Below are 25,923 nucleotides of genomic sequence, written 5' to 3'. Positions count from 1 at the left end.
TCGCTGGGACCGCGCCACTCTGTGGCATTCATAATCATTTCTTCTCTTCCGGACCGCGCGCGGTCCCGGCTATGACTTCTGGTCTTCCGCGGGCGTCAGGGTCGTCAGCGCGAGTGCGTGGAGGCCGGCGTCGAATTCGCCCTTCAAGGTCTCGTAGACCAGGCGCTGTCGGGCCACCCTGTTCTTGCCTTCGAATTCCGTCGATACGATCTCGACCCGGAAGTGCGACTCTCCACCTTCGCGGTGCCCTGAATGGCCGCGATGCTTCGACGATTCATCCTCGATGGTGAGCCGAGACGGCGTGAACCGTGTCCGCAGCCTGTTGTCAATTGCGTTCGCCACCGCGCCCATCGCTCGCCTCTCTTGCCCGCCAAATGCGTTGAACACATATTACCCGAATGTCTCGACGGCGAGCCCAACCTCTTGCAGCAACCGACGGCGCCCACGCTTTTCAGCGGGTGTGCGAATCGCCGGGCTGTCGACTGCAGGGCGAGTACCGTGCGCCGTTCGCGCGCGACCGGCTCGACCAGTATCGCTGGTTCTGCCTCGACCATGTGCGCGACTACAACAAGAAGTGGGACTATTTCGCCGGCCTCGACGCCGGCGAGATCGAGCGGCACATCCGGGCCGACACCACGTGGCGCCGCCCGGTCTGGCCGCTCGGCGGCCGGCGCAACGGCGGCCCGCAAATTCATGACCCTCTCGGCCTCAGCGAAGAAGCCGGCCTGAACGAAAAACCGCCGCCGCGGATGGATGGCAGCGAGCAACTTACTCCCGCCGAGCGGAACGCCATGGGCGTTCTTGAACTTTCATGGCCGACAACCCGGGCAGACGTGAAATCTCGTTACAAGGAACTTGTCAAAATTCACCATCCCGATGCCAATGGCGGCGCGCGGGAGGCCGAGGAAAAGCTCAAGGAAATCAACGTCGCCTATTCCACCCTGCGAGCCTCCGAGCACCTTCCGGTGGAGTGATTAGCCTTCCTCAGGGCAGCCACGGCAATTGGTCGCTTGCAGCACACAATTTGGCCTGCGACTATGTTTTGTCAGCCCGCAATTTGGCGGGCTTTGTATTGTAGGACACGTGATGGCCTCCACGACGACCGCTGCCCATCAAAACGTTTCGGGCATGCCGGATATCAAGGTTTCCGCCCGCCAGCTGTTTGGCATCGACACCGACATGGAAGTACCGGCGTTCAGCGCGACGACCGAGCATGTGCCTCCGGTGGACGATGCATACCTCTTCGACCATGACACGACGATGGCGATCCTCGCCGGTTTCGCGTTCAACCGACGGGTCATGGTCCAGGGCTATCACGGCACCGGCAAGTCGACCCACATCGAGCAGGTCGCAGCGCGCCTCAACTGGCCCTGCCTGCGCGTCAACCTCGACAGCCACATTTCCCGTATCGACCTGATCGGCAAGGACGCCATCGTGTTGAAGGACGGCAAGCAGATCACCGAGTTCCGCGAAGGCATCCTGCCGTGGGCGCTGCAGAACCCGACCGCGCTGGTGTTCGACGAATACGACGCCGGCCGCGCCGACGTGATGTTCGTGATCCAGCGCGTGCTCGAGGTCGAAGGCAAGCTGACGCTGCTCGACCAGAACAAGGTCCTGCGTCCGCATCCCTCTTTCCGCCTGTTCGCCACCGCCAACACGATCGGCCTCGGCGACACCTCGGGCCTCTATCACGGCACGCAGCAGATCAACCAGGGTCAGATGGACCGCTGGAACATCGTCACCGTGCTCAATTATCTGCCGCATGACGACGAGGTGAACATCGTCCTCGCCAAGGCGCCGACCTACGACACCGACGAGGGCCGCAAGACGATCTCGGCCATGGTGGCGCTGGCGGACCTGACGCGCTCCGGCTTCATCGCCGGCGATATCTCGACCGTCATGTCGCCGCGCACGGTGATCACCTGGGCGGAGAACGCGAAGATCTTCAACGACATCGCGTTCGGCTTCAAGGTGACCTTCCTCAACAAGTGCGACGAGATCGAGCGCACGACGGTGGCCGAGTATTACCAGCGCTGCTTCGGCACCGAGCTGAAGCAGGCCGGCAAGACCCAGCTCGTCTAAGCGACGAGCCGGGCGGCCATGGCCCAGAACGAGAGCGCCGTCGAAAGCTTCCGACGCGTCACCGCGGCGGCGATGCGCGCGATCGCGCGCAAGACCGAGCTCAACGTGACCTTCGCGCCCGGCCAGCATGGGCTGGCCGGCAACGAAGCGCGCCTTCCCCTGCCGGCCCGCGATCTGCCCAAGATCGAAGTGGCACAGGTGCGCGGCGAGGCCGACGCGATCGCCCTCAAGCTGCGCCTGCACAACGCCGAGACCCATCGCCGCGAGGCGCCCCGGACGGAAATGGGGCGCCAGATCTTCGACGCGGTCGAGCAGGCGCGGGTCGAGGCGGTCGGCTCGCGCCACATGACCGGCGTCAGCGAGAACCTGGCGGCGGCACTCGAGGAACATTGCCGGCAGCGCGGCTATGCGCGCGTGACCGAACGCGAGCAGGCGCCGCTCTCCGAGGTCCTGCGGCTTCTGGCCCGCGAGGCCATGACCGGCCAGCCGGTGCCCAAGGCCGCGAAGCGCATCGTCGAATTGTGGAAACCGATCCTCGCCGACAAGGTGCTGGGCGACCTCGCGCGGATGGCGGAAACGGCGGACGACCAGCGCGCCTATGCGAGGGCGACGCGCCAGCTGCTGTCCGATCTCGACGTCGATATGGGCCCTGAGGACGCGCAGCCGGAGGATTCCGACGAGAGCGAGCAGGACGACCAGAACGACGATACCGACCAGAACAAGGGTGAAGGCGGCGAGCAGCAGAAATCCGAAGCGGCCGCCATGGAGACCGAGGCCGGCGACCGCGGCCAGGACGATGCCGACGCGCAGGAGACCGAAACCGCGTCCGACGAGATGGCGGATGCCGAGGAAGAATCGCCGGGCCGCCCCGGCCGGCCGCCGCAGTCCGATCTCTCCAACCGCAGCAACGAGCCGACCTACAAATCCTATTGCACCGAATATGACGAGATCGTCGAGGCGGCCGACCTCTGCGATCCCGACGAGCTCGGCCGCCTGCGCCAGCTCCTCGATCAGCAGCTCCAGCATCTCCAGGCGGTCGTGGGCAAGCTCGCCAACCGGCTGCAGCGCCGCCTGATGGCGCAGCAGTCGCGCTCCTGGGAGTTCGACATCGAGGAAGGCCTGCTCGACAGCGCGCGCCTCAGCCGCGTCGTGGTCGATCCCGTCCTGCCGCTCTCCTTCAAGCGCGAGAAGGATATGGAGTTCCGCGACACGGTGGTGAGCCTGCTGATCGACAATTCGGGCTCGATGCGCGGCCGCCCGATCACGGTCGCCGCCATGAGCGCCGACATCCTGGCGCGCACGCTCGAGCGCTGCGGCGTCAAGGTCGAGGTGCTGGGCTTCACCACGCGCATGTGGAAGGGCGGCCAGTCGCGCGAGCGCTGGCTCGCCGGCGGCAAGCCCGCCAATCCGGGCCGGCTCAACGATTTGCGCCATATCGTCTACAAGAATGCCGACGCCCCCTGGCGGCGCGCGCGCAAGAGCCTCGGCCTCATGCTGCGCGAGGGCATCCTCAAGGAGAATATCGACGGCGAAGCGCTGCTCTGGGCCCACGAACGGTTGTTGGCGCGCCCCGAACAACGCCGCATCCTGATGGTCATCTCCGACGGCGCGCCGGTGGACGATTCCACCCTCTCGGTCAATCCGGGCAATTACCTGGAGCGCCATTTGCGCGAGGTGATCGACTGGATCGAGACGCGCTCGCCGGTCGAGCTGGTCGCGATCGGCATCGGCCATGACGTGACGCGCTATTACCGGCGCGCGGTCACGATCGTCGATGCCGAGCAGCTGGGCGGCACCATGATGGAGAAGCTGGCCGAGCTGTTCGATGAATCGCAGGCCGAGCCGAAGATCCAGCGTGGCCGCGTCCGCCGCAAGGTCCTCCATTGAGGCAGGCCCCCGCTTCGCTCCGGCGGAGCGTTCTCTTGTCCCTTTTCCATTCCGTTCTGCTGGCCGTCGGACTTCTGGCGGCGGCGGGTCCGGCCGCGGCCGACGAGATGCCGCTCGAGGCGCAGGCCGTGCCGCTCGATCCGGTGCATCCCGATATGACCCATGTCGGCGCGCTCGATTATGTCGCGGGCTTCGCGCTGATGCCGGCGCCGACCTTGCTGGCGACCCGGCCCTTGGCGCCCTGGGGCGGTCTCTCCGACATGATGCTGGCGCGCGACGGCAGCGCCCTTCTCAGCGTCAGCGATATCGGCTGGTGGTGGCGTCTTCGCCTCACGCGCGACGCCCAAGGAAAGCTCACGGGCGTGCCGGGTGCCGAGGCCGCGCCGTTGCGCGATCTCGATGGCACGGCCCTCACCAGGAAATTCGAATCCGATGCCGAGTCGATGACGAAGCTGGCCGACGGGCGCTGGGTGGTGGGTTTCGAGCGCCATCACCGGCTCTGGAGCTATCCCGGTGCCGGCCCGGATGCGGTGCTGCCGGAAGGGCCCGCATCGCCGATCGACGGGCCGGCGACCCTGGTCAATCTGCCTGAGAACAACGGCATCGAGGCGCTGGCCGAGCTGGCCGACGGGCGGATCCTGATGCTGGCGGAGGGCCAGGAGAACGCGCCCGGCGACGGCGTCGGCTGGCTGGGGAAACCCGGCACCTGGGATCTGGTCACCATTCAGCACAGCCAGGGCTTCCGCCCGACGGCGCTGGCGCGACTGCCCTCGGGCGATCTGCTGCTGCTCGAGCGCTATTTCACCAAGAGCAAGGGACCGGCGGTGCGGATCTCCTTCATCGCGGCCGCGTCATTGGAACCGGGGGCGCGGTTGCAGCCGTCGCTGCTGGCGGAATGGCGCCTGCCGATGACAGTCGACAATTTCGAATGTCTCGCGATCGAGCCGGACGCCCAGGGCGGCTTCTATCTCTTCATCCTCTCGGATGACAATCAGAACCCGCTCCAGCGCACGCTGCTGATGCAGTTCCACTGGGCCGGGCCTTAGTTCCGAGGAACGCGGCGAGGCGTCAGCCGCCGTCGCTCAGATCGAATAATCCAGATGGATGCCGCATTCGCGCTTGTCGGTGCCGGCCCAGCGGCCGTCGCGCGCGGTCTCGCCTTCATGGATCGGGCGCGTGCAGGGCTCGCAGCCGATCGAGGCATAGCCTTCGTCGAACAGCGGATGCTGCGGCAGGCGATAGCGCTTGAAGGCCGCCTGCACATCCGCCGAATCCCAGCCCGCGAGCGGATTGAGCTTGATCTGGCCGGCCGAGGCTTCGGCGAAGGGAAGCGCGCTGCGCTCGCCGCCGTGATAGCGCTTGCGGCCCGTGATCCAGGCGTCGAAGCCCTTCAAGGCGCGATCGAGCGGACGCACCTTGCGCAGCGCGCAGCAGCGGTTGGGATCGCGCGACCAGAGATCGCCATGGGGATCCTCGGCCGCGAGCTCGGCCGGATCGGGCTCGATCGAGCGCAGATCGGTCAGGCCGAAACGCTGCTTGAGGATGTCGCGATACATGAGGGTCGCGTCGAAATGCTTGCCGGTCTCGAGGAAGATCACCGGCACGGAAGGATCGATCTCGGCCACGAGCTGCAGCACGATCGCGGCCTCGGCGCCGAAGGAGGAGACCACCGCGAGGCGGCCGGGGAAAAGATCGCGGATCGCGGTCGCGAGAATCTTCTGCGCCGTCATCCCGCGAAACCGAAGATCGAGATCGGCCGCATAGGCTGCGAGCGGCGAGCGTTTCGGCTTGGCCGCGTCGGCGACGCCTTCGAGCCCCGCCAGGCTCTCCATCACCGCGTCGGCTTTCGGCCGTTCGGCAATGACCGGCTCGACGAAGCTGCGTCCCGCGCAATCGGCAAACATCACATCCATCGGCATTCAACTCCTGAGACCCCAGGGGCCCATCCCATTAGCTGTGATCGCCGGGGCCAAGGTCAAATGAATTACCCTCTCCTATCGTGATTATTTATATAACACATTTATTATATGTTTAATTACCCTAAGGAACTATAACCAGCTGATTAAACTTCACTTTATCTTATGGAAGGGTTTACGGGTGCTCAGAGATTGGGCAGCCCCTGGCATGGCCCTGACCGATGAGAGGGCACGGAAGCCCCTGGCGCGCCCGGACCAGACCGGCAGGCCGTCCCGGCGGCACTCTGCGGGCTGCGGGGGGCTGATGGCAGTGAACTCCCACCACCGCTGATCAGAAGGCCCAGAACGCGAATGCCGCCCGGTTGGACCCGGGCGGCATTGTCGCTGTCTTCAGAGAGGGACGTCGACGACCCTTCCGGGTCGAAACTGAGGGGCCTTAAGCGGCGGCCTGCTGCTTGGCGAGCGCCTTCGTGATCCGCTTCTTCAGCCGGCGCGCATCGTCCGACAGGCCCGTATTGCTGACGCCGAGCAGATAGGCGTCGATGCCACCATTATGCTCGACCGTGCGGAGCGCATTGACGCTGAGGCGGATATGGACCACGCCACCCAGCGCATCGCTCTGGAGCGAGGCCTGCTGCAGGTTCGGCATGAACCGACGCTTGGTCTTGTTGTTCGCGTGGCTCACATTGTGACCCGACTGGATGCCTTTACCGGTCAGGGGGCAGCGGCGCGCCATGGCTAAGTCCTTATTTTAACATTAATTTGCCGCCTTGGCGCGAAGCCCGAGCCCGGCGGCGAGGGGCGTGTTTTACGGCAGCGCCACCCCTGTCGTCAACCCTGGCGTCGGGGCAGGTCGTCGCGGGGGGCCAGGGGCTCTCGGGCCGGGGCGGGCGCTTTCCGGCCGGGCCGGAGCGCCAGCGCCACCCCGCCCAGCACCCCCGCCCCGCCGAACCCGGCCAGCCAGGTCAGATGCTCGCCGAAGAAGAGGTAACCCGCGAGGAAGGCCACCGGCAAGGAGAGGAAGCTGATGGTCGCCAGCACCCGCACCGGCGCAAGCTTCAGGGTCTGGAGCGCCAGGAGGCTGTAGAGCGTACCCAGACCCGCGACCCCCAGCATCAGCAGATGGTCCCGGGCCGTCAGCGGCGCCCATTGCAGGGCCGCGACCGGCGCCATGCCGATCGTGGTGGCGATGGCGAGCCAGAACATCAGGGCCAGCACATTGTCGCTGCGGCCGGCCGCGCGGGTGATCACCTGCATGCTGCCCCAGGCGATGGCGCCCGCCATCGGCACCAGGATCATCGGGTCGAGCCTGAGGTCGCCCATGCCGGTCATCATCAGGATCCCGACCAGTGCGATCGCCACACCCAGCCAGCGCCACCAGCCCAGATGCTCGCGCAGGAAATAGGAGGCGAGAATCATGGCCGCGAGCGGCTCGACATAGAACACCGCCGCCACGACCGAGAGTGGCAGGGTGGCGAGCCCGACATAGAGGCAGAAGGTCGCCGCGATATTGAGAAGCGCACGCCAGAGATGGATGCGCCGCCAGGGCGAGCCCGGCTTCACGCGCGTCACGATCAGCAAAGGCACCAGCAGCAGGAGACAATAGCTCCAGCGCAGCAGCGCGATCTGCGAGGGCGCGGCCGTGATCGCCGCCGTCTTCGCCAGCACATCCATCGCCACGCCGGCGACGACGGCCAGGAGCGACAAGGCGGCGCCGAAGGTCGCATGGCTGACAGCCGGCACTGCCGGCACCGTCGCGGCATCGGATGATTTCATGGATCGGGCCGCGATCTAGGTTTTGCGAAAGGCCGCCAACAGAGCCTGGGCCGCGGCCGGCGGACTGACGCGGCCGCAGGCGACCTGGGTCTCGAGCTCGGGCAGCCGCCCCGCCACTTCGGGATGGGCCTTGAGCGCAGCCAGGAGACTTTCGGAAAGCTCGCTCCAGAGCCAAGTCTTGGCCTGCGCGGCGCGGCGTGAGGCGCGCGTCCCGTTGGCCTCGGCCATCTTCGCCGCCGTCTCGACCGCCTGCCACAGCGCGGCGATGTTCTTGCCGGTGACGGCAGAGACCTCTTGCACCTGCACGGCGCCATCGGCTGCCGGCCGCAGCAGCCGCAGCGCCGCCTGATAGTCGGCGCCGGTGCGACCGGCGATCGGCTCGAGCGCCCCGTCCGATTTCGTCACCACCACCAGATCGGCAAGCTCGACGATGCCGCGCTTGATGCCCTGGAGATCGTCGCCGCCGCCCGGCTGCACCAGCAGCAGGAAGAGATCGACCATGTCGGCGACCGCGGTCTCGGACTGGCCGACGCCGACGGTCTCGATCATCACGATGTCGAAGCCCGCCGCCTCGCAGACCAGCATCGCCTCGCGCGTGCGCCGCGCCACGCCGCCGAGGGTCCCGCCCGCGGGCGAGGGCCGGATGAAGGCCGATCCATGGCGCGACAGCTCCGCCATGCGGGTCTTGTCGCCGAGGATCGAGCCGCCGCTGACACGCGAGGAGGGATCGATCGCCAGCACCGCGAGGCGATGGCCGGCCTCGACCAGATGCAGCCCGAAGGCCTCGATGAAGGTGGATTTGCCAACGCCGGGCGGGCCCGAGATGCCGAGCCGCAAGGCATGGCCCGTTGCCGGCAGCAGCTTCTCGATCAGCCGGTCGGCGGCCGAGCGGTCGGCGGGACGATTGGACTCCACCAGCGTGATGGCACGGGCGAGCGCACGGCGGTCGCGGGCCTCGACGCCGGCCGCCAATTCCATCAGCGAGCGGTCCGAATCACCGCCCATGATGGCCTCGTGTCGGGAGCGCCGGCTCCGCTTCCTTGAGAGGCACGACTGTCGCGCTGTCGGGCTCTTCGGCATTGGCGGGCTTGCGCGCCTGGGCCTGCTGGCGCGCCCACATGGTCGCGTAGATGCCGGCATGCGCCAGCAGCGCCTCGTGCCGCCCGCGCTCGACGATGCGGCCCTCCTGCAGCACCAGAATCTCGTCGGCATGAACCACCGTCGAGAGGCGGTGCGCGATCACGAGCGTGGTGCGGTTGACCGAGACCTCGGCCAGGCTCTTCTGGATTTCCTTCTCGGTGCCGGTATCCAGCGCCGAGGTCGCCTCGTCGAACAGCAGGATCGCCGGTCCCTTGAGGATCGTGCGCGCGATCGCCACGCGCTGCTTCTCGCCGCCCGAGAGTTTCAGGCCCCGCTCGCCGACCTTGGTCTCGTAGCCGTCGGGCAAGCTCACCACGAAGTCATGGATCCGCGCGAGGCGGGCCGACGCCTCGACTTCCTCGCGCGAGGCGGAGGGGCGACCATAGGCGATGTTGTAATAGACGGTGTCGTTGAACAGCACCGTGTCCTGCGGAACGATGCCGAGCGCCGCGCGCAGGGAGACCTGCTGCACCTCGCGGATATCCTGGCCGTCGATCAGGATGCGGCCGCCGTCGACGTCATAGAAGCGGAACAGCAGGCGCGAGAGCGTCGACTTGCCGGCGCCGCTCGGCCCCACCACCGCCACGGTATGACCGGGCGCGATCCGGAACGACACATCCTTCAGGATCGGGCGGCGCGGGTCATAGCCGAAATCGACATGGTCAAAGACAAGCTCACCGCGTTCGACAACGAGCGGCGGCGCGCCCGGCCGGTCCGGCACCTCCACCGTGAGGCCGAGCAGCTTGAACATCTGCTCCATGTCGATCAGCGACTGGCGCAGCTCGCGATAGACGGTGCCGAGGATGTTGAGCGGCAGATAGAGCTGGATCAGATAGGCGTTCACCAGCACGAAATCGCCGACCGTCATCTTGCCGGCGACGACCCCGCTGGCCGCCATGCCCATCATCAGGCTGACGCCGATCGCGATGATGCCGGCCTGGCCGATATTGAGATAGGAGAGGCTGACGCGGGTCTTGATCGCAGCCTTCTCGTAACCTTGAAGCGCGATGTCGTAACGGCGCGCCTCATGCTCCTCATTGCCGAAATATTTGACGGTCTCGTAATTGAGCAGGCTGTCGATCGCCTTGGTGTTGGCTTCGCTGTCGCTCTCGTTCATGCGCCGGCGGTATTTGATCCGCCATTCGGTGACGAAGAAGGTGTACCAGATATAGCCGCCGATCGTGACCGCGGTCAGCAGCGCGAACCAGACATCGTAGAAATGCCAGAGCACGACGCAGACGAGGCCGATCTCCACCAGCGTCGGGAACACGTTGAAGAGCACGAAGAACAGCAGGAACTCGATGCCCTTGGCGCCGCGCTCGATCGCGCGCGAGAGGCCGCCGGTCTGGCGGTCGAGATGGAAGCGCAGCGAGAGCTGATGAAGATGGCGGAAGGTCTGCAACGCCACGCGCCGGATCGCGCGCTGCGCCACCTTGGCGAAGATCGCGTCGCGCAGCTCGGCGAAGAGCTGCGCCAGGACGCGCGCCAGGCCATAAGCCGCCAGCAGCCCCAGTGGCAATACCAGCGCCGTGCCGGTCATGCCCAGCGCATCGACCATGCGCTTGAACAGGATCGGCACATAGAGATTGGTGACCTTGGCCAGGATCAGGCAGGTCGAGGCCAGGACCACGCGGGCCTTGAGCTCCGTCTCGCCCCGGGGCCAGAGATGCGGCAGGAGCGATCTCAGCGCCGCCCATTGGCCGCGCGGACTGGACGCGGCAGCAGGTTGGGGGGCGGCAGGAGGAACCATCGCGGAATCTTCAAGCTTCAGGAAAGGAGCGCCCGGCCGCTTGGCGCGCCGGGTCCGGCATCCCTAGCACGGATATCAAGTTCCCTGCGACTCACTCCGTCGCCTGGCCGCCGCCGCGCCGCGCCGCGCGCTCGAAGAAGCGGTTGAGCACCGTGGCCTTGCGCTTCTTGCCCTGGTCATATTCGCGCATGAAATAGATCGGCCGGTTCGGATAGAGCCGGCGCGCCTCGCGGATCAGATGCAGGGTCACGGTCGTCCCCGGCGAGACGAAGGTGATGAGCACGCAGGAATCGCCGCCGTTGCATTCCTGGTAGGTGGGGATGTAGCTGCGCTCCATCCAGGCCTCGGCCACCTTCTGGTCGCATTCGGCCCAGCCGATATAGCCGACCGGCTGTTTGCCGCGAAAGGTGAAGAGATAATGGCCGCGCTTGATCTGGCCGCGGATGACGCCGGTCAGCTTGCCGAACTTGAAATTGCTGAAGGGCGGACGCGTGTGGAGCAGCTCGGTCGCGAGGCCCAGCGCCATCACCCGGTTGTCGAGCTTGCGGCTGGTCAGGGGCTCGCTGCCCTCGGCAGCCGGCACAGGCGCCGGATCGGCGCCCAGGAAGGCCGTGCCCTGGACATCGGGAATCTGCATCCGCGCGCCGCCCGGGGTGGCTTGGCCGGGGCCGGCCGGACGCGGGCCCGGGCGGGCGCCGGCAGGGCGCTGCTGGGGCTGGGCTTGGGGGCCGGCTTGCGGGCGTTTGGGCTTGGGAGGCTCCATGGCCATGTCCTTCTCGAACCTGCTTGGCGAGGACCGCCGCTCAGTGCGGCGCGGAGCGCCCGATCGAGCGCGACAAAACGAGATAGAGCTTGCCTACATCGGCCGTGATGAAAGCGGCGTTAAGCACGCTTTCCGGGTCGGCCTCCTGAGCCTGGGCCAGCAGTTCTTCGAACCGCCCCATATAGCGCTCGACCATGTCCCGGAAGCGATCGTCGTCCTTGTAGCGCTGGTCGATGGCCGGCACCAGATAGCTGTCCTTGGCGCGGAACAGGCGCCGCGCGAACACCGAGCGGTCGCCCTTGTGGTAGTCCTTCCACACATCGGCCGGCACGTCGGTCTCGAGCAGCTTGCTGATATCCATCGCCAGCGTGTTCAGCTCCTCGACCATCACGGCCGCGGCGCGCAGGAACAGATCGCGCGTCACATTCTCCTGCATGCGCTTCAGGTTCTGCACCTGGGTCTCGGCGGCGCTGGTCGAGCGCGTCAGCTGCTGGGTCTGCTGGTCGAAGCGTTGCGCCAGCTCGCCCACCTGGTTGCCGATGCGATCGACCGTCTCGGTCAGGAACTGCGCGCGCTCGCCGAAGGTGGCGCCGATCTCGTTCGAGCGGCGCACCACATAGTCCGTGGCATCGATCAGCTTCTCGGTCCGGCCGTCGAGCGAGCCGCCCATCTTGTCGAGCCGCTCGGCCACCTGGTCGCCGAGCTGGGTCAGGACCTGGATCTGGCTTTCGAGCTCGCCCTTGATCGCCGCCGAATCGGCGCGCGCCGCCGCGGCGACCGAGGAGAAACTCTCCGACTGGCCGCGCAGGCTGTCGCGGATCATATCGACGAGCTGGCCCACCTGGGTCGAGAGCTGTCCCAGCTCGGTCAGCTGATCCTTGACCACGCCGCGCACGGCGGCCACCTGCATCGCCGCGCGCCGCGCCATGCCGACCAGCCGCTCGGTGTCGCCCTGGAAGGTCTCGGCGATCGAGCGCGAGTTGCGCGACGCTTCCTCGGCGGCATTGACCAGATCGCCCTTGAGGGTGCCGACGATACGCTGCAGCTCGCCGACGCGCTCGGCGCTGACGCCCGTGGTCTCGCCCAGCGCATCCGACAATCGGCCGATCGCGTCGCGGGCCTGCTGTTGGGCCGCGAAAGCGCCGGCCGCCACCGCCGCCAGTCGCGAGGCCTGATCCGAGAAGAGCCGCCCGGCATTCTCGATCTTGCCCGCCCCGTCCGACGCCGTGGCGCCGATCCGGTCGGCCTGGTCGCGGCCGGCCATGATCATGCTGTCGATCTTCTCCAGCATGACCTCGGCGCTGCGCTTGTAGTCGAGTAGCTTGGCCTCGGCCTGGCGCAGCACACCTTCCATCCGCTCCCCGGCCTCGGCCGAGATCTGCTCGACGCCCGCCGCCTGCTCCGCCAGCGCGCGGCGCAGCTTCTGCGCATCCTCGGCGCTGTCGCGCCAATGGAGCCCGATGCGGTCGGTCTCGCTGCCGACCGATTCCAGCAGGCGTTGCGCTTCGTTTGCAAACTCGGCGGAAGCCGCCGCCAGACGCCGGCGCATCGCCTCGCCTTCGCCCTGGGCGCCGACCGCGAGATCGGCCAGCAGCTCGCCGCCCGCGCGCCGGAACTGCGCCAGCGCCGCCTCGAGCTCGCCGCGCAACGAGGTCGACGCGGCTTCGCCCTGGTTGCGCAGCGCCGTGGTCGCGGCCGCGACATCTTCCATCTGGCGTGCCAGCGAGGCGCCCAGCGCGGCCGCCTCGTTTTGTGCCGCGGTCGATTGCGCCTGCACCGCCTCGGCCTGGCGCGTGAGATCCGCCGACAGCGCCTTCGCGTTGGCCGCACTTTCGGTCGCGATGGCGCGCAGATGATCGAGCGCCTGGTCGAAGGGCCGGCGCATCGCGGCGGCCGTATCGTCGGCGAGCCGGCCCAGCGCCTGACCTGCCGACGAGGCTTCGTCGCGCGCGGCCTGGCCGGTCTGCTGCAGCGTGGCGGCACTTTCGCTCGCCACATTGCGGATATGATCCAGCGCCTGATCCAGGGGCTGGCGCATCGCGACCGAGGTTTCCTGCGCCAGACGGCCGAGGGCCTGGCCGGCGGACGTGGCCTCGTCGCGCGCGGCCTGGCCGGTCTGCTGCAGCGTGGCGGCACTTTCGCTCGCCACGTTGCGGATATGATCCAGCGCTTGATCCAGGGGGAGGCGCATCGCCGCCGAGGTTTCCTCCGCCAGGCGGCTCAGCGCCTGGCCGGCGGAAGCCGCTTGGTCGCGCGCCATCTGGCCGGTCTGCTGCAGGGTCGCGGCGCTGTCGCTCGCCACGTTGCGGATGTGATCGAGCGTCTGATCCAAGGGGCGGCGCATCGCCACCGAGGTTTCCTCCGCCAGGCGGCTCAGCGCCTGGCCGGCGGATGCGGCTTCGTCGCGCGCCGTCAGACCGGTCTGCGTGAGAGCGGCCGCGCGTTCCGCCAGAACCCGCTCGAAATCGGCGCCGGCCGCCCCCGCGGCGCGGACCGCCGCGGCGATTTGCAGCGTCTGCTTGTCGGCTGCGGTCAGCCGCGCCTCGATATCGTCGGAGAGCCGCGTCAGGCTGTTGGTGAGATATTCCGTCGACGCCGCGATGTCGGTCTTGAGATTCATGGTCGCATCGTCGGCGGTGCGGCCCAGCGTCTCCATCTGCTGCTGCAGCGTCGTCACCAGCTCGCCGCCGCGCTGGGCGGTGCGGTCGCCCGCAGCCGCCAGCTCGCGCGCGAGCCGCGCCATCGCCTGGCCGAACCGGTCGATCGCGGAATCGACCGCCTGGCCCAACTGCTCTTCCTGCATCTTGATCTCGGCCGCCATCGAGGTGCCCTGCTCGAGGGCGCGGGTCACGGCCGCGTCGATCTCGTCGGTGCGCCGCTCCATCTCGCGCGCGATCTGCTCGGTCGCGGCACCCGCGGCCGAGGTCACGCTGTCGCCATGGCGGCGCACGATCTCGCTCCAATGCAGCCGCTCGGTGTCGAGCTTGGTCGCGACCTCGCGGGCCGAGGCGATCTCGGTCGCCAACCCTTCGCGCAGCTTGTCGGTCTGGGCGCGCGCCTCCTGCACCACCTCGGCCAGCGCCGCCGCCTCGCTCTGGAAACGCATGGCGAAACCGCCCAGGAGCTCGGAGCTTTGATCGGAGGCCGAGCGCAACGCCTCGGCCTGGCGCTTCAGGGCCGCACCGGCGCTTTCGGCCCGCTCTGCCGCCGTCTCGGACGGAAAGGTCAGGAGATCAAGCTGGCGATTGATCGCCGTCGCAGCGTCCGCCAAATCGCGCCCGCGTGCCCAATAGAGGATCAAGAGCCAGAGGAAGACGAGAGGCATGAAGACACCGGCGACGGCCGCGCCCAGCTCATGGGGCAGCATCGCGCGCACATTGTCCCAGCCGATGTCGCGCTCGACATAGACCGCCACCAAGGCCAGCCAGACAATCGTCAGCACGAGGCCGACCATCGCCCCCAGCCACCGTCCCCCCTTCGCCGTCATTCCGTCCCCCCGACTCGGACGTGCAAGGCTAAGCCGCTTTGCGGCGGCGGCGAATCATGTCGATCATTTCGGCCGCCGCCAAGGGAATGTTGGTGCCGGGGCCGTAGATGGCGGCCACGCCTGCCTTCTTCAGGAATTCGTAATCCTGCGGCGGGATCACGCCGCCGGCGACCACGAGAATGTCGCCCGCTCCCGCCTTGCGCAGCGCCTCGATCAGTTGCGGCACCAGCGTCTTGTGGCCCGCGGCCTGCGAAGAGATGCCGACGACATGCACGTCGTTCTCGATCGCCTGGCGCGCCGCCTCTTCCGGCGTCTGGAACAGGGGGCCGATATCGACATCGAAGCCCATATCGGCGAAGGCGGTGGCGATCACCTTGGCGCCGCGGTCATGCCCGTCCTGTCCCAGCTTCACCACCAGGAGGCGCGGGCGCCGGCCGGTCGCATCGATGAAGGATTTGACGTCGCGCTGAATCTGGAGGAAGCGCTCGTCGCCGGCATAGGCGGCGCCATAGACGCCGCTGATGGAGCGGGTCGCCGCGCGGTGGCGGGTGAAGACCTTCTCCAGCGCGTCGGAGATCTCGCCGACCGTGGCCCGGGCGCGCGAAGCGTCGACCGCCAGCGCCAGCAGATTGCCTTCGCCCGACCGCGCCGCCTCGGTGAGGGCGGCCAGCGTCGCCGCCACCTCGGCCTTGTCGCGCGTGGCGCGGATCCGCTCCAGCCGCGCGATCTGCTGATCGCGCACCTTGCTGTTGTCGATATCGAGCACATCCACCTGCGAAGGCTCGCTGGCGCGGTATTTATTGACGCCGACGATGACCTCCTCGCCGCGATCGACGCCGGCCTGCCGGCGTGCGGCCGCCTCCTCGATGCGCAGCTTCGGCATGCCGGTCTCGACCGCCTTGGTCATCCCGCCCAGCTGCTCGACCTCGTCGATCAGCTTCATCGCTTCGGCCCCCAGGCTCGCCGTCAGGCGCTCCAGGTAATAGCTGCCGCCCAGGGGATCGACCACATGGGTGATGCCGCTTTCCTCCTGGAGGATGAGCTGGGTGTTGCGCGCGATGCCGGCCGAGAAAGGTGTCGGCAGGCCCAGCGCCTCGTCGAAGGAATTGGTGTGGAGCGACTGCGTGCCGCCCAGCACCGCCGCCATCGCCTCGACCGTGGTCCGGATCACATTGTTATAGGGATCCTGCTCGGTGAGGCTGACGCCCGAGGTCTGGCAATGGGTCCTGAGCGCCAGCGAGGCGGGGTTCTTCGGCTCGAACTGCTGCATCAGCCGCGCCCAGAGCAGGCGCGCGGCGCGGAGCTTCGCCACCTCCATGAAGAAATTCATGCCGATGGCGAAGAAGAAGGAGAGGCGCGGCGCGAACTCGTCGATCTTGAGGCCGCGCGACAGGGCGGCCCGCGCATAATCGACGCCGTCGGCCAAGGTGAAGGCCAGCTCCTGCACCGCCGTCGCGCCAGCCTCATGCATGTGATAGCCCGAGATCGAGATCGAGTTGAACTTGGGCATATGCTGCGCGGTATAGGCGATGATGTCGGCCACGATCCGCATCGAGGGTCCGGGCGGATAGATATAGGTATTGCGGACCATGAACTCCTTGAGGATGTCGTTCTGGATCGTGCCGGAGAGCTTCTCCGCTGGCACGCCCTGCTCCTCGGCGGCGACGATGTAGCCCGCCAGCACCGGCAGCACCGCGCCGTTCATGGTCATCGAGACGCTCATCTTGTCGAGCGGGATCCCGTCGAACAGGATCTTCATGTCCTCGACCGAATCGATCGCGACGCCGGCCTTGCCGACATCGCCCACCACGCGCGGATGATCCGAGTCGTAGCCGCGATGGGTCGCGAGATCGAACGCGACCGACAGGCCCATCTGCCCCGCCGCCAGATTCTCGCGATAGAAGCGGTTGGAATCCTCGGCCGTGGAGAAGCCCGAATATTGCCGGACGGTCCAGGGCCGGTTGGCATACATGGTGGCGCGGGGCCCCCGCAGATAAGGCGGGAAGCCCGGCAGGGTGGAAATTTCCGCCAGTCCTTCGAGATCGGCCGCCGTGTAAAGCGGCTTGACCGCGAGACCTTCGGGCGTGTTCCAGCTCAGGCTTTCGGGCGTTGCGCCGCCCAGTTCCTTGGCCGCCAGGGCCGCCCAGTCCGAAAGAGTTTTCTTTGGAAAATCAGGCAATTCCACACCCTCGCGACGCAATTTCCCCAGTATAGCGGAGGGGGCTTCGCCGCGTCCATGCGAAGGGGTTTTCGCGGCATCACCGATCTTGGCCGGCCGTCATTGCCAGCCCCGACCCGCCTCGCCATAGTCGCGGGCGGCCTCCAGGCCCCCTCTCTCAATGGCGAACCCCCTCTCATGCAAGCCCAGCCGGCTTCCGCCTCCGCGACCCCGAGCCCCTCGCCTGCGGCCAACCGGCCGGATTATGGGAAGTCGCTGCTGCCGCTCTGGCCGCTCGATCCCGCCATCGCCTATCTCAACCATGGCGGCTACGGCGCGACGCCGCATGAGGTGCTGGCGGATCAGCAGCGCTGGCGCCTGGAGCTCGAGCGCGGACCGACCCGCTTCATGCAGCGCACCTTGCCCGAAGCCTTGCGCGCCAATGCCGCCGGGCTCGCGCATTTCCTCGGCGCCGAGCCGACCGACCTGGTGTTCGTCGAGAACGCCACGCAAGGCATCAATGCGGTGCTGCGCTCGCTGAGCTTCTCGGCGGGCGACGAGCTCCTGACCACGACCCATGTCTATGGCGCCGTGCGCAACACCATGCGCCATCTGGCCGAACGCTTCGGCGCGAAGCTGGTCGAAGCGCCGCTGCCCTATCCGCTCGCCGATTCGCGGACGGTGATCGACAGCCTCGCCGGCCATATCAATGCGCGCACCAAGCTGCTGGTGATCGATCTCGTCACCTCGCCCACGGCCCTCGTGCTGCCGGTGGCCGCGCTTGCCGCCAAGGCGCGCGCCGTCGGCGCCCGGATCCTGGTCGACGCCGCCCATGCGCCGGGCCAGATCGAGTTCGACCTGCCGGGCCTCGGCGCCGACTACGTCACCGGCAATGCCCATAAATGGCTGTTCGCGCCAAAAGGCACGGCCTTCCTCTGGGCCCGGCGCGACTGCCAGGCGGGGCTCCATCCGACCACCATCTCGCATGGGCTGGATCAGGGCTTCGTCACCGAGTTCGATTGGGTCGGCACGCGCGATCCTTCCGCCTGGCTCGCGACCAGTGCGGCGCTCGCCTTCTATCGCCGCCTCGGCGGTAGTGCCATCCGCGCCCATAACCATGCGCTGGTGAACGAAGCGGCGAGCCTGCTGTCGCAGCGCCTGGGTGGCGAGGAGGGCCAGTCGGCGAGGCTGCGCGGCGCCATGGCGACGGTGCGGCTTGCGGGCTTCGAGGGGCTCGACCGCCCGGCGGCGCTCGCCCTCAACGACCGCCTCTGGCGCGAGCATGGGATCGAAGTGCCGATCATCCCCTTCGGCGGCAGCCTGTGGGTGCGGGTCTCGGCGCAGATCTATAACGAGATGGCGGATTATCGCCGGCTGGCGGAGGCGCTGCTGGCCTTGCGCGGGGCTTGAGCCTCAGCGCGTCGCGTAGCGGCTGGCGCGCGCCTTGGTTGGCGGCGGTACCAGCGGCGCCTGGCGGCGCTCGTTGCCCTCATGCTCCTGCGACCTCATGCGACGGTCGGGGCCGACATAGCGCTCGCTCTCGATGAAGGGTCGCGCATCGCTCAGGACCCAGAGCACGCGGCTCATGATCGCCTGAACCGAGGCGGGCTTGGCGAGAAAGGCGTTGATGCCGGCATCGCGCGCATCCTTCACGCGCATGACGTTGGCCTGCGCCGCCATCATGATCAGCGGCGTGCGCGCGAGCTCGGCATCCTCGAGCGTCCGCACCGCGCGCACGAAGTGACTGCCGCCCTCGGGCTTCACCGTCCAGTCGACGAAGGCGAAGTCGGGATGGATCTTGCGCAACAGCGCCAAGCCGGACTCGTTGTCCTTGGCCGTGATCAGGTCGCGGATGTTCATGTCGGTGAGGACGCGCTTCAGGATCGCCAGCATATGCGGGCTGTCGTCGACGATCAGGACCTTGAGCGCGCTCAAGATGCGCCGGGGCGCGGGTTGGATCGATGGACTCATGGTCGGTACCGGGCTCGAGTTCTTCCCCGGGAGACATTCCCGGGCGTCCTCGCAGGCATGGACGCGACTGCCATTCAAGGCCGCCAGCCTAGGAATAGCGTCATGAATCGCCGGTTAACCGCAGCGAGGAAATCTCGCAGCGAGGCTAAAAATCCAGCTATTTCAACGATCTAATTTTGACTCATCAGGGCGTCGATGGCGTTCTGATCGACCCTTCGCGACGGCTCGCCCTGCACGATGCCGCCCGCCTCGGCGACGAGCGCCTGCAGCCGCTGGGCGTCATCCTTGATCTTCTCGAAGGCGGCAGCATCGTTCGTCTCGATTGCTTCCGCCGCCCGCCGGATCGCGCCCGTGATCAGCGCATTCATTTCCGCCACCACCAGCTCGAAGCCGACGCGGAACGGCACCGGCGCCAGGCGATAGGCCTCGATCGCGAGCTCGGAATAGGAGAGGCCGCTGGCGCGAAAATGATCCGCATAGCTCAGCGGCTTCCAGGCGGCGAGATCCTCGATGCTCTCCGGGCAATCCGCCAGGATATCGAGCAGCATCGCGGGCTCGTTGAAGTGGTTGAGATAGTCGGTGGCGAGCAGCGATTTGGGATGGATCGGCGTGTCCGTCAGCCGCCCGCGCAGCCGCCCTTGCGGATCGGCCATGCCGGTCTGAACGCCGTCGGGTGATTCGCCCGACGCGGATCCCTGCGGTGACGTGACGGCAGACAAACGGAACGGCCTCTCTCGGACACAAGACTCCCCTGCCCCCGCTTGACGGGGGTCCGGACCGGCGATGGTAAAAAGCTTGCAGTGAAGAAAGGGCTAAGTCGGGATGCAGCCGCCGGCCATCAGCCATGCGCTCGTTGGACGATTCAGCAACAAAACCGGACCATCAGCAGGTCGGGATGCGCGACCGCCGTGGCGAGATGCCGCCCCATCTGCTGCGGGTCGGTGGCGCTGGCGGCGACCGAATCGGGGCCGCCCAGATGCTCTTCCAGAATGCCGCCGAGGATGAGGAGACTGTCGATGCCGGCCGCATCCGCGCCGGCGATGTCGGTGCGCAGGGAATCGCCGATACCGAGGATGCGCTGGCGTGGGATGCCGTCCAGCAGTTCGAAGCAGCGCCGATAGACGCCTTCATGCGGCTTGCCGTGATAGCGCACGCGCCCGCCCATCTCCTCATAGCGCAGCGCGAGCGCGCCCGCGCAGATCTCCCGCACGTCGCCCCGCATGACTTCGAGATCGGGATTGGCGCAGATCATCGGCAATGAGCGCGCGGCCGCCGCCTGCAGCAGCGGCTCGAATTTCTCCAGCCTGTCGCCGGAGCGCTCGATGCCGATCGCCAGGATGAAATCGGCCTCCTCCACCTGCGACGCGATGGTCAGATCGAGCCCTTCGAGCATGCCGCTGTCGGTCGGCGCCAAGATCGGCAGGCAGTGCCGACCCAGGCCCCGATAGAAGGGCGCGTCGAAGGATTTCAGATCCTGCCAGGTGGCTTCGCCCGAGGTGACCAGCTCGTCGAACAACGAACGCTCGATGCCCATGGCGACGAGGCGCCGCGTGGCTTCCTCGGACCGGCGCGGGGCGTTGGAAAGCAGCAGCACGTGCTTGCCGCGCCGCTTCAGCTCGGCGAGGCAGTCGACCGCCGCCGGATAGGGCGCCACGCCGTTATGCATCACGCCCCAGAGATCGACCAGATAGCCGTCATAGCGGTCGGCCACCGCGGCGAGGCCGTCCAGCAAGGGCGGAAGGTCGGGGTGAGTCATGAGCGCGGATCGTGGATCGGGGAGGAGGGCTTCATGGGCGCGCCCTAGATGCCCCGAGAGGGCCGTGGGAGGCAAGCGCCGTCGAGGGCGTGCCTCGGCTCAGAAATCGAGGCGCGAGAGCCGCGGCTCGCCGAAGAGATAGCCCTGGCCATAATCGATGCCGATATCGAGCAGCTCCACCAGCATGGCATCGGTCTCGACCTTCTCGACGATGAGATCGATGCCGGCCACATCGAGCTTGCGCTTGACCATCTCGGGATCCTGCTCGGCCACGCCCAGAGGCGGGGGGATCAGGCGGTTGGCATCGACCTTGACGTAGCGGAAGTTGCGGCGCGCCAGCTCGATCGCATCGAACTCGAAATCGGTCACCTGATCGACCGAGAAGCGGAAGCCCAGCGCCGCCAGCTTCTCGAGATCGCGCTCGAGCTCGGGATCGTGGCGCTCGATCGCGGCCTGCGGGAACTCGAACACGATCGAGGAGGCGATCGCGCTGTGCTCGGCCAGAAGGGCGATGAACTGCTTGAAGAACTCCCGGTCCTGCAGCGAGCGCGGCGAGATGTTGCAGAAGAAGCCCGCGCTCATGTTCCGGTCATAGAGCTTGCGCACGATCTGGATGCAGCGGAACAGCAGGATATTGTCGATCGCCGTGATCATGCCGCTGCGCTCGGCGACGCCGACATATTGCTCGGGCAGCACCATGGCGCCGTCACCTGCGGGGATGCGGGTGTAGCATTCGAAGAAGCGGCGCTTGCGCTGCGGCAGGCTCACCACCGGCTGGACCCAGAGCTCGACGCGGTTGTCGCGCAGCGCGTTCTCGACCGAAGCCAGGATCTTGCGCTCGTCGAAATCGCGGCGCACCGGTGCCGGCGCGCGGGGCGCCGGCGCGCTGACGCCCATGGCGCTGGCATTGGTGCTGGCCGCGCCGTCGAGCGCGGGCGGCTCCGCGAGCCCCTCGCCCGCGGCTCCGCCACGCGAGGAATAGAGCCGCTCGATCAGCGTCTGGAGCAGTTTCACTTCGGCCACGACGGTCGAGACGCCGTTGTCCTGTTGGCGGTCGCGCATCGATTCGCGGATGGCATCGGCCTCGTCGCGCAGGCGCAGCAGCTCGCGGCTCTGGTCGCGCAGCGCGCGCGCCACCTCGGTGCGATCGGCCTCGGCCAGGCGCAGCGCCGAACGGGTCGCCAGCATCTGATGCAGCATGAGCCCCACCAGCAGCACGACCGCGCCCCACAGCAGCCCGGGGCTCAGCAGCAGCTCGGGCGCGCTTTGCGGCAGCGCATAGGCGGCCGCCACCGCGGCGGCGGCATAGAGCAGGAAAAAGGAGAGGTGGCGAATCAAGGACATCGCGGACGGGTTGTCTCGGCTGATGGTGCCCCAAAGGAGCCGCCAAGATGGCCGCGAACTGCTTGATTTATACTTAACGCGGACTTAAGCGGCGGCCCCTGCTGGAAGGTTTAGCGCCGACCGGCGCCCACCGCCTGGGACAGGCTCGAAAACCCGTCGCGGCGCAGGTTTTGCGCCAGTTCCCGCTTGATCCGCCTGACCAGCCCCGGACCTTCAAACACCAGCGCGCTGTAAAGCTGCACCAGCGAGGCACCGGCCCGGATCTTGGCATAGGCGTCAGCACCACTGGCGATCCCGCCCACGCCGATCAGCGGCAGGCGGCCCTGCGTCAGCCGGTACATCTCGGCGAGGAGCTCGGTCGAGGGCTGGAACAAGGGCGCGCCCGAAAGCCCGCCGGCTTCGCCGCGGTCGGCGCCGCGCAGGCTGGCGGGACGGGCGAGCGTGGTGTTGGAGACGATGAGCCCGTCGATACCCGACGCCAGCGCCACGGCCGCGATGTCCGCCTTGTCCTCGGGCTGCAGGTCGGGCGCGATCTTGACCAGGAGCGGCGGCGGGACCGTGGGACAGGCCTCCGCGCGTGCGCCCTTCACCGCCTCGATCAGCGCCGCCAAGGGTTCGCGGCCCTGGAGGGTGCGCAGTCCCGGCGTGTTGGGCGAGGAGACATTGACCACGAGATAGTCGGCATGGCGCGCCAGCGCCTGCACGCCCCGCACATAGTCGGCGGCCGCGTCGGCGCTGTCCTTGTTCTTGCCGAGATTGACGCCGAGCGGGCCCGGCAGCACCCCACGATTCGACAAGCGGCGCGCCACCGCCTCGATGCCGTCATTGTTGAAACCCATCCGGTTGATCACCGCCCGGTCCTCGGTCAGGCGAAAGAGCCGGGGCTTGGGATTGCCCGCCTGCGGGCGTGGCGTGACGCTGCCGATCTCGGCGAAGCCGAAGCCCAGCCGCAGCACCGCCCGGTAGGCTTCCGCGTTCTTGTCGAAGCCGGCGGCGATGCCCACCGGATTGGGGAAGCGCCGTCCCCAGACGGAACTCTCCAGGATGGGATCCTCAGGACTGCGGTCGCGCGGACCCAGGCCCACCGCCAACGCCCGAATCGTCAGGCGATGCGCGGTTTCCGGCGCCAGTTTTCGCAAGCCGGCCATGATCACTGATGAACTATTGGTCATGCTTTTGACCCCCTTTAACCATCTGATAGGTTTACAGAATCGGTCAAGCCACGAATTATCCGCATAGGGGGTGTGCCAATTTGACTGGTGCGGCAGCAACGAGGTTGACGCATGGGCGATGCCGGGATTAAAGACGCAGCATTAGATGCGTCGAAGCAATGAACGGAAAGCACGGACGTGGGGGCCCGTGCTCGAAAGGATTTGATTCGCGCTTGTTGTCAGCGAAGGAGAGATAATGTTGCGACACGCGGATGTGTGGCGAGCGATTGACCGTCTGGCCGGAAAACACGGAATGAGCCCCTCCGGTCTGGCACGCGCCGCCGGGCTTGATGCCACCACGTTCAACAAGAGCAAGCGCAAGAGCCCCGAAGGCAAGCTGCGTTGGCCCAATACCGACAGCCTCGCTCGAATCCTCGAAGCGACCGGCGAATCCCTCAATGGTTTCGTGAGCCTGATCGGGCCCTCCGGCGGCAATGCCGACCGGCGGACCTTGCCGATGCTCACTTATAGCGAAGCCAGCAAGGCCGGCCTGTTCGACGAGACCGGCTTCCCCACGGGACGCGGCTGGGACGAGTTCGAGCTGCCGACCGTCTCCGAGACCGGCGCCTATGTGCTCAAGATCTCCGGCAGCGGCCTCGAGCCGACCTACCGCTCGGGCGATCTCCTGATCGTCTCGCCGGCGGTGCCGATCCGGAAGAGCGACCGCGTCGTGATCAAGAGCCGCAAGGGCGACGTGCTGGTGCGCGAGCTGGTCCGCCGCAGCGCCAAGCGCATCGAGCTGCGCTCGCTCAACTCGGCGCGCGAGGATCGCGCCTATGCCCCCGACGAACTGCGCTGGATGGCGCGGATCATCTGGGTCAGCCAGTAAGCCGTCGCTCGATCGTCGCGACGCTTCGATAGCGAAAAGGGGCGGCCTCTCGGTTTCGACGAGAGGCCGCCCTTTTCACTCCGGACTGGATTCCTGAACGCCCGCAATCGCCGCGACGGCCCAAGGGGCCCGGACTTGCTGGCTTCGCCAAATGTCGCGGTGACATTGGCGCGAGCTTCGCGCATGCGCGCCATGCGGCGCCATCGGCGGCGAGCGAGTTTCGGTGTCATCGGGGAACGGCTATGCTCGGAACCGGTACGCAAACCGACAGCAACCTCGCGAGAACCGGACCATGAGCAGCGACAAACATGCCCCCGCCATCAATGCGCAGCATTTCCTCGATGGCAAATGGGTCACGGGCAATCCGCTCATCATGGGCGCCTGGTCGCACGCGATCTGGATGGGGGCCGCGATCTTCGACGGCGCGCGCGCCTTCGAGGGCGTAACGCCCGATCTCGATCTTCATTGCCAGCGCGCGATCCGCTCGGCCACGGCGCTGGGCCTGGTCTCGCCGATGCCCGCCGGCCAGATCGAGGAGCTCCTGCGCGAGGGCATCGCCAAGTTCCCCAAGGGCTCGCCGCTCTATCTGCGGCCCTTCATGTGGTCGGAAGACGGCTTCATGGCGCCCGATCCCGCCACCACGCGCATCGCGATCTCGGTGGTCGAGGCGCCGCTGCCCGATCCCAAGGGCTTCTCGGCCTGCCTGTCGAAATGGCGCCGGCCGAGCCCCGAGACGGCGCCCACCAACGCCAAGGCCGTGGCGCTCTATGCGCAGGCCGGGCGCGCCAGCGCCGATGCGAAGTCGAAGGGCTTCGACGAGGGCGTGATGCTCGATCCCATGGGCCATGTCGCGGAGTTCTCGAGCTCGAATCTCTGGATCGCGAAGGATGGCGCCGCGCACACGCCGATCGCCAACGGCACCTTCCTCGCCGGCATCACCCGCGCGCGCGTGATCAAGCTGCTGCGCCAGGCGGGCGTCGAGGTCTTCGAACGCACCCTCACCTATCAGGAGGTGAAGGACGCGGACGAGGTGTTCTCGACCGGCAATTACGGCAAGGTCATCCCCGTCACCAACATCGAAGGCCGTCCTCTGCAGCCCGGCCCCGTGTTCCAGCTCGCGCGCCGCCTCTATTGGGATTTCGCGCACGGGAAGTGAGAGGGCGGGTCGTCTCCGCTCACAAACTTGCGAGGCGACGCGGAACCGGATATCCGGTCCCGCATCGCCTTCGCTGGTTAGGTGCTGAACGTAGGACTTACGCCATGCACCGAAGCGGACTGCTTAGGAATCGACCTGGAAGCAAAATGCCCGCCTACCATAGTGAGAAGCGTAGATACGACGGCCCTTAACCGTAATATAGGGCCGACAAATCCAGCGCTTCCCTGGCTTCGGAGGCGGAAGATCCGCCTCAGGGGTATTGGCCATGGGTATCTCCATAGGCACGAGTTAGGCGCTATTTGAGTTGCTCGACCCCAGATGTTCTGATTCAATCCAAGTGCTTAGGCTGGGACTGTCGCAGAGGTGGGGCGCCACATCGAAAGCGCTGTTACCGATGCAGCATTTCCGTCGGAAGGCCAGTCGATCTAGTTGTCGGCTGGCCTTTTTTATTTCCTCAAAAGGGAATGTCGTCATCCAAATCGCTGCCTTTTTTGGATGATGTCGGGGGATTTTGCAGCGGTGACGGTTTTGGAGGCCATTGCGGTGGCTCCAAATCCGCCGCCAAAATCTTCTTCTGCATGGCCGTTCCCGCCGCCCAATAGTTGGATGTCTTTTCGGTGCGCCAGATCTCGAGAAAGCGACTGATTTCTGGCCAGACAATGTCTATGTAGGAGCGTCGGGGCCGCTGTCCTGATTG

The 25,923-nt window shown here is 67.0% G+C and carries 22 protein-coding genes; 7 read left to right on the top strand and 15 right to left on the bottom strand.

The features are described 5' to 3' along the window. Positions 1-69: 69 nt before the first annotated feature. On the bottom strand, positions 70-351 hold the full coding sequence (locus ACREE8_RS19225; RefSeq protein ID WP_431574621.1) for a BolA family protein: 282 nt from the start codon (positions 349-351) through the stop codon (positions 70-72). A 107-nt stretch (positions 352-458) separates the two neighbouring features. On the opposite strand from ACREE8_RS19225, the gene ACREE8_RS19220 reads away from it, so the two are divergent. The 4 genes from ACREE8_RS19220 (at position 459) to ACREE8_RS19205 (ending at position 5,015) form a co-directional block, all read left to right on the top strand. Further along, positions 459-974: a J domain-containing protein gene (locus tag ACREE8_RS19220; protein WP_431574620.1), complete on the top strand. Its 516-nt coding sequence runs from the start codon at positions 459-461 to the stop codon at positions 972-974. 112 nt (positions 975-1,086) lie between these two features. After that, entirely contained in the window at positions 1,087-2,082 is a 996-nt protein-coding gene (gene cobS, locus ACREE8_RS19215; RefSeq protein ID WP_431574619.1) for a cobaltochelatase subunit CobS, read from the top strand. Between the two features lie 18 nt (positions 2,083-2,100). Then, positions 2,101-3,969, top strand: a complete 1,869-nt coding sequence (gene cobT / locus ACREE8_RS19210; RefSeq protein WP_431574618.1) for a cobaltochelatase subunit CobT — start codon at positions 2,101-2,103, stop codon at positions 3,967-3,969. A gap of 35 nt (positions 3,970-4,004) precedes the next feature. Beyond that, positions 4,005-5,015 carry an esterase-like activity of phytase family protein gene (locus tag ACREE8_RS19205; RefSeq protein ID WP_431574617.1) on the top strand — a complete coding sequence of 337 codons (1,011 nt, stop codon included), beginning with the start codon at positions 4,005-4,007 and terminating at the stop codon, positions 5,013-5,015. Positions 5,016-5,051: 36 nt separating this feature from the next. Here ACREE8_RS19205 and ACREE8_RS19200 read toward each other — a convergent pair whose 3' ends face one another. The 8 genes from ACREE8_RS19200 to scpA form a co-directional block, all read right to left on the bottom strand. Then, positions 5,052-5,882, bottom strand: coding sequence for a phosphoadenylyl-sulfate reductase (locus tag ACREE8_RS19200; RefSeq protein WP_431574616.1), 831 nt, complete (start codon positions 5,880-5,882; stop codon positions 5,052-5,054). 439 nt (positions 5,883-6,321) lie between these two features. Next, a complete protein-coding gene (gene rpmB, locus ACREE8_RS19195) occupies positions 6,322-6,621 on the bottom strand; it encodes a 50S ribosomal protein L28 (RefSeq protein WP_431574615.1) in 300 nt (99 codons plus the stop codon). Positions 6,622-6,716: 95 nt separating this feature from the next. Next, complete coding sequence (locus tag ACREE8_RS19190; protein ID WP_431574614.1) at positions 6,717-7,661, bottom strand: DMT family transporter; 945 nt, start codon at positions 7,659-7,661, stop codon at positions 6,717-6,719. Positions 7,662-7,676: 15 nt separating this feature from the next. Continuing rightward, positions 7,677-8,666, bottom strand: coding sequence for a methylmalonyl Co-A mutase-associated GTPase MeaB (meaB, locus tag ACREE8_RS19185; protein ID WP_431574613.1), 990 nt, complete (start codon positions 8,664-8,666; stop codon positions 7,677-7,679). Then, a complete protein-coding gene (locus tag ACREE8_RS19180) occupies positions 8,656-10,551 on the bottom strand; it encodes an ABCB family ABC transporter ATP-binding protein/permease (protein WP_431574612.1) in 1,896 nt (631 codons plus the stop codon). Before ACREE8_RS19180 ends, meaB begins: the two co-directional genes overlap by 11 nt. A gap of 91 nt (positions 10,552-10,642) precedes the next feature. Next, entirely contained in the window at positions 10,643-11,188 is a 546-nt protein-coding gene (locus ACREE8_RS19175; RefSeq protein WP_431574611.1) for a toxin-activating lysine-acyltransferase, read from the bottom strand. 166 nt (positions 11,189-11,354) lie between these two features. Further along, complete coding sequence (locus ACREE8_RS19170) at positions 11,355-14,801, bottom strand: hypothetical protein (RefSeq protein WP_431574610.1); 3,447 nt, start codon at positions 14,799-14,801, stop codon at positions 11,355-11,357. 28 nt (positions 14,802-14,829) lie between these two features. Beyond that, the gene (gene scpA / locus ACREE8_RS19165; RefSeq protein WP_431574609.1) at positions 14,830-16,980 is read right to left on the bottom strand and encodes a methylmalonyl-CoA mutase; all 2,151 of its coding nucleotides are present in this window, start codon (positions 16,978-16,980) and stop codon (positions 14,830-14,832) included. A gap of 177 nt (positions 16,981-17,157) precedes the next feature. On the opposite strand from scpA, the gene ACREE8_RS19160 reads away from it, so the two are divergent. Beyond that, positions 17,158-18,369 carry an aminotransferase class V-fold PLP-dependent enzyme gene (locus tag ACREE8_RS19160; protein WP_431574608.1) on the top strand — a complete coding sequence of 404 codons (1,212 nt, stop codon included), beginning with the start codon at positions 17,158-17,160 and terminating at the stop codon, positions 18,367-18,369. A gap of 3 nt (positions 18,370-18,372) precedes the next feature. Here ACREE8_RS19160 and ACREE8_RS19155 read toward each other — a convergent pair whose 3' ends face one another. The 5 genes from ACREE8_RS19155 to ACREE8_RS19135 all read right to left on the bottom strand — a co-directional run bounded on the left by ACREE8_RS19155 (position 18,373) and on the right by ACREE8_RS19135 (position 23,202). Beyond that, the gene (locus ACREE8_RS19155) at positions 18,373-18,930 is read right to left on the bottom strand and encodes a response regulator (RefSeq protein ID WP_431574607.1); all 558 of its coding nucleotides are present in this window, start codon (positions 18,928-18,930) and stop codon (positions 18,373-18,375) included. 170 nt (positions 18,931-19,100) lie between these two features. Beyond that, positions 19,101-19,583 carry a hypothetical protein gene (locus ACREE8_RS19150; protein ID WP_431574606.1) on the bottom strand — a complete coding sequence of 161 codons (483 nt, stop codon included), beginning with the start codon at positions 19,581-19,583 and terminating at the stop codon, positions 19,101-19,103. A 209-nt stretch (positions 19,584-19,792) separates the two neighbouring features. Next, a complete protein-coding gene (locus ACREE8_RS19145) occupies positions 19,793-20,686 on the bottom strand; it encodes a TIGR01459 family HAD-type hydrolase (protein WP_431574605.1) in 894 nt (297 codons plus the stop codon). A gap of 99 nt (positions 20,687-20,785) precedes the next feature. After that, positions 20,786-22,030, bottom strand: a complete 1,245-nt coding sequence (locus ACREE8_RS19140) for an EAL domain-containing protein (RefSeq protein ID WP_431574604.1) — start codon at positions 22,028-22,030, stop codon at positions 20,786-20,788. Between the two features lie 110 nt (positions 22,031-22,140). Continuing rightward, on the bottom strand, positions 22,141-23,202 hold the full coding sequence (locus ACREE8_RS19135; RefSeq protein WP_431574603.1) for a quinone-dependent dihydroorotate dehydrogenase: 1,062 nt from the start codon (positions 23,200-23,202) through the stop codon (positions 22,141-22,143). 292 nt (positions 23,203-23,494) lie between these two features. Between ACREE8_RS19135 and ACREE8_RS19130 the strand changes: the two genes are divergently transcribed. Both ACREE8_RS19130 and ACREE8_RS19125 read left to right on the top strand, forming a co-directional pair. Beyond that, the gene (locus ACREE8_RS19130; RefSeq protein ID WP_431574602.1) at positions 23,495-24,070 is read left to right on the top strand and encodes a S24 family peptidase; all 576 of its coding nucleotides are present in this window, start codon (positions 23,495-23,497) and stop codon (positions 24,068-24,070) included. A 292-nt stretch (positions 24,071-24,362) separates the two neighbouring features. Continuing rightward, positions 24,363-25,226 (top strand): branched-chain amino acid aminotransferase, encoded by an 864-nt coding sequence (locus ACREE8_RS19125; RefSeq protein ID WP_431574601.1) that lies wholly within the window; start codon positions 24,363-24,365, stop codon positions 25,224-25,226. Positions 25,227-25,680: 454 nt separating this feature from the next. Here ACREE8_RS19125 and ACREE8_RS19120 read toward each other — a convergent pair. Next, positions 25,681-25,923: hypothetical protein (locus tag ACREE8_RS19120; RefSeq protein ID WP_431574600.1), on the bottom strand; the 243-nt coding region annotated here is incomplete at its 5' end.

Origin of the sequence: Hypericibacter sp. (assembly GCF_050729195.1) — a bacterium.
In the GTDB taxonomy this organism is placed as follows: Bacteria; Pseudomonadota; Alphaproteobacteria; order Dongiales; family Dongiaceae; genus Hypericibacter.
This window is presented reverse-complemented; position numbering and strand designations above follow the sequence as displayed.

What these genes read in the sequence shown, in the direction of transcription:
- ACREE8_RS19170 (WP_431574610.1), bottom strand. Translation starts at nt 14,801, where the DNA reads ATGACGGCGAAGGGGGGACGGTGGCTGGGGGCGATGGTCGGCCTCGTG.
- ACREE8_RS19145 (WP_431574605.1), bottom strand. Translation starts at nt 20,686, where the DNA reads ATGACTCACCCCGACCTTCCGCCCTTGCTGGACGGCCTCGCCGCGGTG.
- ACREE8_RS19225 (WP_431574621.1), bottom strand. Translation starts at nt 351, where the DNA reads ATGGGCGCGGTGGCGAACGCAATTGACAACAGGCTGCGGACACGGTTC.
- ACREE8_RS19155 (WP_431574607.1), bottom strand. Translation starts at nt 18,930, where the DNA reads ATGAGTCCATCGATCCAACCCGCGCCCCGGCGCATCTTGAGCGCGCTC.
- cobT (WP_431574618.1), top strand. Translation starts at nt 2,101, where the DNA reads ATGGCCCAGAACGAGAGCGCCGTCGAAAGCTTCCGACGCGTCACCGCG.
- ACREE8_RS19140 (WP_431574604.1), bottom strand. Translation starts at nt 22,030, where the DNA reads ATGTCCTTGATTCGCCACCTCTCCTTTTTCCTGCTCTATGCCGCCGCC.
- rpmB (WP_431574615.1), bottom strand. Translation starts at nt 6,621, where the DNA reads ATGGCGCGCCGCTGCCCCCTGACCGGTAAAGGCATCCAGTCGGGTCAC.
- ACREE8_RS19160 (WP_431574608.1), top strand. Translation starts at nt 17,158, where the DNA reads ATGCAAGCCCAGCCGGCTTCCGCCTCCGCGACCCCGAGCCCCTCGCCT.
- cobS (WP_431574619.1), top strand. Translation starts at nt 1,087, where the DNA reads ATGGCCTCCACGACGACCGCTGCCCATCAAAACGTTTCGGGCATGCCG.
- ACREE8_RS19150 (WP_431574606.1), bottom strand. Translation starts at nt 19,583, where the DNA reads ATGGCCGATCCGCAAGGGCGGCTGCGCGGGCGGCTGACGGACACGCCG.
- ACREE8_RS19175 (WP_431574611.1), bottom strand. Translation starts at nt 11,188, where the DNA reads ATGCAGATTCCCGATGTCCAGGGCACGGCCTTCCTGGGCGCCGATCCG.
- ACREE8_RS19130 (WP_431574602.1), top strand. Translation starts at nt 23,495, where the DNA reads ATGAGCCCCTCCGGTCTGGCACGCGCCGCCGGGCTTGATGCCACCACG.
- ACREE8_RS19200 (WP_431574616.1), bottom strand. Translation starts at nt 5,882, where the DNA reads ATGGATGTGATGTTTGCCGATTGCGCGGGACGCAGCTTCGTCGAGCCG.
- ACREE8_RS19125 (WP_431574601.1), top strand. Translation starts at nt 24,363, where the DNA reads ATGAGCAGCGACAAACATGCCCCCGCCATCAATGCGCAGCATTTCCTC.
- ACREE8_RS19180 (WP_431574612.1), bottom strand. Translation starts at nt 10,551, where the DNA reads ATGGTTCCTCCTGCCGCCCCCCAACCTGCTGCCGCGTCCAGTCCGCGC.
- ACREE8_RS19135 (WP_431574603.1), bottom strand. Translation starts at nt 23,202, where the DNA reads ATGACCAATAGTTCATCAGTGATCATGGCCGGCTTGCGAAAACTGGCG.
- ACREE8_RS19190 (WP_431574614.1), bottom strand. Translation starts at nt 7,661, where the DNA reads ATGAAATCATCCGATGCCGCGACGGTGCCGGCAGTGCCGGCTGTCAGC.
- meaB (WP_431574613.1), bottom strand. Translation starts at nt 8,666, where the DNA reads ATGGGCGGTGATTCGGACCGCTCGCTGATGGAATTGGCGGCCGGCGTC.